Origin of the sequence: Prevotella sp. 20925_1_30, from assembly GCF_041433025.1 — a bacterium.
GTDB classification, from domain to species: Bacteria; Bacteroidota; Bacteroidia; order Bacteroidales; family Bacteroidaceae; genus Prevotella; species Prevotella vespertina.
In genome coordinates this window covers 84,070-91,360 of sequence record NZ_JAPWAR010000012.1, presented here as the reverse complement: position 1 = coordinate 91,360, position 7,291 = coordinate 84,070, and the positions used below count along the sequence as shown (strand labels likewise).

The window sequence follows — 7,291 nt, the reverse complement described above, 5'->3', positions numbered from 1 at the left end:
ATTAAAAACGTGAATATCACTTCTTTCGGTGGAATTTATCACATTATGGATGTTTTCTCAAAGTTGGGCTTTGAAAAACTTACCGAATCTGTATTGGGTGAACGTGGAAGTAGCGGCAAAGCATTCTGTTATGGAAGTATTTTTTGTGGTTTTTCATACTTCCCCATTGGTTTGGGTGGGGGATTTTATGCTTAGAAAAGAGCCAAGAAACACCGAAGCACCTCATATCAACATATAGAGCCCCAAAAAGACGTCTCAACATATAAAATTTCTCACAAGAAAAAATACTGCGGAATTAAGGTAACTCGTCAACTTGTTTACTCGTTAACTCGTCCACTCCCTAACTCAAACAACTTTAGTCGGCGTGTCCCAATATTATGGATTCTGCCTGCCGTCTCCAATCGTTCAACAATGCGATAAGCAGTAGAAGCGGAAAGATTGAGATAGCGGCGGAAGTCGGCAATGGTAATGACAGACTTTGTGGCGAAAAGTTCCTCAAGTGCTTGGTCGATGTCTTCGGCTGTAGGAATAGAAGCATTGCCGTAATGATGAGTTTCGTTCTCGAATTTGGCAGAAAGGAGCTTATGCGTCATTTCACGATCGGGGCGGAACTTTATCGTTCGCACTTTCGGGTTACGCAATCGATGATTGTGTGTGCGCGGATCCTCGTACACCTCACCTTTCACAGCCAGTGAGAAATAACCGATACCCGGCAGATGGACAGCGTTACCATCCAATAGTTGATAGGCTATTTCATCTCCCAGAGCCATAACCGTTGCGAAAACATCCGCTCGTGTAAGAGACATTGCACCTTGTATGTTCTGCCCAATGCGTTCCAATCCAATGGTTTGTCGCTCCATGATGATTGCCCGAAATTCAGCCTTCTCTTTCATTTTTCCGTAATTCTTTTGTAGTCTGTATTTGATGCTCATAACCTTTTATAATTTTGTTTACTATTCTTTCCCTTATGTACGTTTTTCGCCGTCAGATACGCTTTCTTTTCCATTTGTAAGCATATTCTTTGGCTGTTTGATTCGTATATTTTCGCAGTCGGAAGCGTATTCCGTCATAATTCGATACGTATTCTGTTATACTTATCCTTGCGTTCTATCACAATTTGGTACGTATCAAATTATATTTCCTCAACGCTGATGAAACATTTTCACTATGCTGAAATTATACTTTCACTACGCTGAAATTGTTTTCTCACTATGCTGATAATGAAATTACATACGTACAAAAGTATAACAAAATACGTATAAAAGCAAGAAAAGATACGGATAAAATTATCATGCTTGCCGTATCTCATTTCTTTTCCTTCCGTATTTCCTTTCTTTTCTGCCCGTATAGTCCGTCTTTTCTATCCGTATTGCTTTCCTCTTTCTCCCGTATATACTTGTTTTTAAAGCGGTCGGATCTGCCTTTATATCCCGTTAATAAGTGTTTTTCCTAATTAAGGAATAATAAATTCTTATTCTATGTAGAAGTAAAAAGTTAACTTTGCTTGCGAAAATTGAGTGGTATTCACAAGCTAAAAACATAAAACTATTTATAATGAAAAGTATTAAGGATATATTACCTTGGGAGGAGCGTCCTGTTGGATGCAAGGATGTGATGTGGCGTTATTCAAAGAATCCAATCATTGACCGCTATCATATTCCAACATCAAACAGTATCTTCAACAGTGCTGTTGTTCCTTTTGAAGATGGCTTCGCTGGAGTGTTCCGTTGCGATAACAAGGCGGTGCAGATGAACATCTTCGCAGGTTTCAGTAAAGACGGTATCAACTGGGATATCAATCACGAGCCTATTAAGTTTGAGGCAGGAAACACGGAGATGATCGACTCGGAATATAAGTACGATCCACGTGTTACATGGATTGAGGATCGTTACTGGATTACTTGGTGCAACGGTTATCATGGACCAACAATCGGTATTGCTTACACCTTCGACTTTAAGAAGTTCTATCAGTGTGAGAATGCTTTCTTGCCATTCAATCGTAATGGCGTACTCTTCCCAGAGAAGATTAACGGGAAGTATGCGATGTTGAGCCGTCCAAGCGATAATGGTCATACTCCTTTCGGGGATATTTATATCAGCTTCAGTCCTGACATGAAGTATTGGGGCGAACATCGTTGCGTGATGAAGGTGACTCCTTTCCCAGAGAGTGCATGGCAGTGCACGAAGATTGGTGCTGGTTCTGTTCCTTTCTTGACCGATGAGGGCTGGCTTTTGTTCTATCACGGCGTAATCAACACTTGTAATGGTTTCCGCTATTCAATGGGTGCAGCTATCCTTGATAAGGACAATCCAGAGAAGGTGCTCTATCGTACTCGTCCCTATCTATTGGCTCCAGCAGCTACGTATGAATTGCAAGGCGACGTGCCAAACGTTGTCTTCCCATGTGCTGCTTTGCAAGATGGCGAGCGTGTCGCTGTATATTATGGCGCAGCTGATACCGTCGTTGGTATGGCGTTCGGCTATATCAAAGAGATAGTTGAATTTACAAAGAACAATAGCATCTTATAAGTATCAACCTACTTGTAAGACGGAGCTACGCACATCTTCGGTGTATTATCATATAATGTCAGAGATGTGCGTAGTCATTTTCTTATAGGCTCGCCATAGTCCTTTTCATTCATGTACCATGGCAGCAATAACTATTAACTGCATGTTTTTATGAGACCTAAACTCCTATTGGGAATCCTTATATCCTTATCTTTTCTATCCTTGAGAGCTGCAGATAAGACAGGCGAGGAACCCGTTGATCTTGTTAATCCTTTCATTGGAACATCCAACTTCGGAACAACCAACCCTGGTGCTGTGTGCCCGAATGGTTTGATGTCAGTCGTTCCCTTCAATGTGATGGGTTCCGACTTGAATAAGTATGATAAGGATGCAAGATGGTGGTCAACACCTTATGAATATCATAATGTCTATTTCACAGGCTTCTCTCATGTGAACCTTAGTGGCGTAGGTTGCCCAGAAGTGGGCTCGTTATTGCTTATGCCAACGACGGGGAAGTTAGATGTAGACTATAAGAACTATGGTAGCACTTACGATAAGGAAGTAGCCCACCCTGGTTATTACTCGAACCATCTTACCAAATACGACATCAAGACCGAAGTAACCGCAACACCGCGCACCTCAATAGCCCGCTTTACGTTCCCCAAAGGCGAGAGCCACGTTTTGTTGAACTTAGGCGAGGGGCTCACGAATGAGACGGGAGCCATGGTTCGGAAGGTAAGCGATACCGAGTTTGAGGGCATGAAGTTACAAGGAACCTTCTGTTATAACCCACAAGCAGTGTTCCCAATCTACTTCGTTATGCGCATAAGCAAAAAGCCTTTAGAGTCGGGTTATTGGAAGAAACAACGTGCTATGACAGGCGTTGAGGCAGAATGGGATGCAGACAATGGCAAGTATAAGCTCTATAAGAAGTATCAGAAAGAATTATCGGGCGATGATATAGGAGTATGGATGAACTTCGATACGGAAGCCAACGAGCAAGTAGAAGTACAGATGGGCGTGTCATTTGTCAGTATTGCAAATGCACGAGAGAATCTCAATGTCGAACAGCATGGAAAGAACTTTGACGACATCTACAATGCCGCTCGCAAGCAGTGGAATGATGACCTTTCTCGTATCCTTGTTGAAGGAGGCACGAAGACGGAACGCACCATCTTCTATACCGCCTTGTACCATACCCTCATCCATCCTAACATCCTACAGGACGTCAATGGGCAATATCCAGCAATGGAGAGCAACGATATTCGCACCATAAAAGAGGGCAACCGCTATACCGTCTTCTCACTTTGGGACACTTACCGCAACGTGCATCAGTTGCTTACGTTGGTTTACCCAGAACGTCAGCGTGATATGATTCGTACGATGATTGATATGTATGACGAACATGGATGGATGCCGAAGTGGGAACTCTTTGGTCGCGAGACTTATACCATGGAAGGTGACCCAGCGATTCCCGTCATCACTGATTCGTGGCTCAAGGGCTTGCGTGGTTACGACATCAATAAGGCATACGAGGCATTCCGTAAGTCTGCGCTAACGAAAGGCAGCGATAATCCGTTGCGCCCAGATAATGATGAGTACATGCAAAAAGGCTATGTAGCCCTGCACGAACAATATGATAATTCGGTCTCTCACGCACTGGAATATTACATTGCAGATAATGCGCTTTCACGTTTAGCAGCGGCTTTAGGCAAGAAAGCTGACGCCAAACTCTTCTATGATCGCTCGTTAGGTTATCGCCATTATTACAGCAAGGAGTATGGCGTCTTCCGTCCTATCATGCCCGATGGTAGCTTCTATAAGCCCTTTGACCCTAAGCAGGGCGAGAACTTCGAGCCGTCACCTGGCTTCCACGAGGGCAACTCTTGGAACTATTCGTTCTATGTGCCACATGATGTGAAAGGCTTGGCAAAGCTGATGGGAGGTCAGAAGTCATTCGTCAATAAGTTACAGAGCGTCTTTGATAAGGGATATTATGACCCTGCCAATGAACCCGATATTGCTTATCCTTACCTCTTCTCATATTTCAAGGGTGACGAATGGCGTACACAGGTACAGACACGTAGACTCTTGAAGGAATATTTCAAGAATGCGCCAGAGGGCATTCCTGGTAATGACGATACGGGAACCATGTCGGCTTGGGCAGTCTTCAATATGATAGGATTCTATCCAGATTGCCCTGGAGAACCCTATTACACCCTCACATCCCCCGTCTTTGACAAGGTAACCATCCGTCTGGATAAGGCGCAGTGGGGTAGGGACAAGCTCGTGATAGAGACTTCACGCCCGCAACCTGACGATGTTATCATCAGTAAGATGGAATTAGGTGGTAAGCCGTGGAACCAATATCGTATCAGTAATGAAGAGCTCTTGAAGGGCGGAGTATTAAAGTTTTATTTAAAGAAATAAGGTGGGGCATTCGAGGCTAATACCTATCGTATATCCCACCACAACGACACTATATTCATGATTAAAAAAGTATTTATAGGCGCAGCATTCTTGCTGTTATCAGCGTCAATCACACAACCTGTCTGTGCACAGAGCATTATCCCTCAACCCGAGAGTATCACTCTTCAGCAAGGCACTTTCACATTGGCTAAGGGACTACAAGGCGTGACCAATCTTAAAGGAGAGGACTTCAACATACTGAATCAGTACACCTCAGATGTAATGAGTATCCCGTTCTCATCCGTAAAGAACCCTGCTGCTGATGCACCCTTGCGCCTCATCTGTACTGGTACGGAACAGGAGGCGGCGATGGCAGCAGATAGCGTAAGTCTACAAGGGTATGAATTAAATGTTACCCCAACAGCCGTGACCATACAGGCGAGAACTCCTATGGGACTTTTCTATGGTTTGCAAACACTGCGACAGCTGGAGCAGGACCGCCAGATTCCTTGCGTAAAGATAACAGATACACCCCGTTTCGCTTATCGTGGTCTGATGATAGACTGCTCAAGACACTTCTGGTGGAAAGATGAAATCAAGAAGCAACTGGACGCTATGGCATACTTCAAGCTCGATAGATTCCACTGGCACCTCACTGACGGCGGTGGATGGCGCATGGAAGTGAAGCAATATCCACTCCTAACAGAGGAGACTGCCCATAGAACAGAATCTGACTGGACGAAGTGGTGGAACAGAAAGAACCGCCAGTATTCGCCTGATCCTAGGCGCCTTGTATGTTGGAAGGGAATGAATATATATGGTGGCTATTACACGCAGGACGACATTAAAGAGATTGTCGATTATGCCGCTGCACGCCATATCACCATCATACCAGAGATTGAAATGCCTGGGCATAGTGATGAGGTTGTCTATGCTTATCCAGAGTTGTCATGTACGGGTAAGCCCTATACTCAGTCAGATTTATGCGTAGGGAAAGAACAGACCTATACCTTCATGGAGAATGTATTGAAAGAGGTAATGCAACTCTTCCCTTCAAAGTATATTCACATAGGAGGCGATGAGGCTGAACGCCGCACATGGAAGACCTGTCCCGACTGTCAGCGTGTGATGAAGGACTATCATCTAAAGGACGTAGCCGAGTTACAGAGTCATTTCACTCACCGCATTGAACGCTTCCTTAACGATAATGGCAGAAAGCTCCTCGGATGGGATGAAATCATGGAAGGCACCTTAGCTCCCAATGCCGCTGTCATGTCATGGCGTGGCACAGAAGCAGGATTGACTGCCGCTAAGAGTGGGCACCACGTGGTCATGGCACCGCAAGAGTTCTGCTATTTGAATATGTATCAGGATGATCCAATGACGGAACCAAAGGCACAAGGAGGTTATACGAGATTGGAGAAGACTTACAACTATGACCCTATCCCAGCGGCTTATAAGGGTACGTCTTTGGAGAAATATATCGATGGTGTACAGGGTTGTGTATGGACGGAATTCATAGAGGAGCCTGACCATTTAGAGTATATGATATATCCCCGATTGCTTGCGCTAGCCGAGACGGGATGGACGAAGCAACGTACAGGCTATGCCGACTTCCGTCAACGAGTAATTACGGCAACTGATGCGCTCAAGCGTGCTGGCTATAATGCTTTCGACATTCGAAAAGAGAAAGGCGCACGCCCTGAAAGCCGTTCCATCGTGCAGCATGAAGGTTTGGGTAAGCCCGTGACCTATCTCGGTCGATATGCTGAGAAATATCGTGCAGAAGGCGATAGTACGCTGACCAATGGACTGTGTGGTGACTGGGGCTACCTTGAGGGAAGATGGCAGGGCTTCATAGATAGCACAGGCGTTGACGTGATTGTTGACATGGGGAAGGTAACTGATATCAAGGATGTGGAAGCCAACTTCATGCACCAGCTGGAGGCAGTCATCTATGTTCCTAACACCATAACCCTACTTGTCTCAAAGGATGGAAAGAAGTTTACCACAATAGATAAGACGCTCCCTGGTATCAAGACAGACAGCGACTACCTTGTTTATCCCTATCGCTGGAAGGGTTCGGTACGGGCGCGTTATGTGCGTTTGAAAGCCACCTCGCGTGAGCCAGATGCGTGGATCTTCACTGATGAGATTATCATCAATAAGAAGTAAGTCGACGGATTCGCCTTATCACGGCGAACGTATGAATAAGAGGAACTGAAGGCTTGGTACGATCTAGTGCCAAGCCTTCATGCGTTCTCAAATTCCATGACGCTAGACCTACTAAATTGACACGTATGTGTTAGCCCCTTTGACACATACGAGTAATAGGCACTGACACATACGAGTCATTTCGTTATTACATACGAGT

Annotated in this window: 5 protein-coding genes; 4 read left to right on the top strand and 1 reads right to left on the bottom strand. The window is 44.9% G+C overall.

Translation table 11 applies throughout. The annotated features are described in order from the left end of the window. A partial coding sequence (locus tag O3603_RS07045; protein ID WP_371521784.1) for a hypothetical protein occupies window positions 1-195 on the top strand: 195 nt, incomplete at its 5' end. A 122-nt stretch (window positions 196-317) separates the two neighbouring features. Here O3603_RS07045 and O3603_RS07040 read toward each other — a convergent pair. Then, on the bottom strand, window positions 318-932 hold the full coding sequence (locus O3603_RS07040) for an HU family DNA-binding protein (protein ID WP_371521782.1): 615 nt from the start codon (window positions 930-932) through the stop codon (window positions 318-320). A 622-nt stretch (window positions 933-1,554) separates the two neighbouring features. On the opposite strand from O3603_RS07040, the gene O3603_RS07035 reads away from it, so the two are divergent. The 3 genes from O3603_RS07035 (at window position 1,555) to O3603_RS07025 (ending at window position 7,092) form a co-directional block, all read left to right on the top strand. Beyond that, on the top strand, window positions 1,555-2,529 hold the full coding sequence (locus O3603_RS07035; protein WP_371521780.1) for a glycosidase: 975 nt from the start codon (window positions 1,555-1,557) through the stop codon (window positions 2,527-2,529). 150 nt (window positions 2,530-2,679) lie between these two features. After that, on the top strand, window positions 2,680-4,938 hold the full coding sequence (locus O3603_RS07030; RefSeq protein WP_371521778.1) for a GH92 family glycosyl hydrolase: 2,259 nt from the start codon (window positions 2,680-2,682) through the stop codon (window positions 4,936-4,938). Window positions 4,939-4,995: 57 nt separating this feature from the next. Continuing rightward, the gene (locus tag O3603_RS07025) at window positions 4,996-7,092 is read left to right on the top strand and encodes a family 20 glycosylhydrolase (protein WP_371521776.1); all 2,097 of its coding nucleotides are present in this window, start codon (window positions 4,996-4,998) and stop codon (window positions 7,090-7,092) included. The last annotated feature ends 199 nt before the right edge of the window (window positions 7,093-7,291 follow it).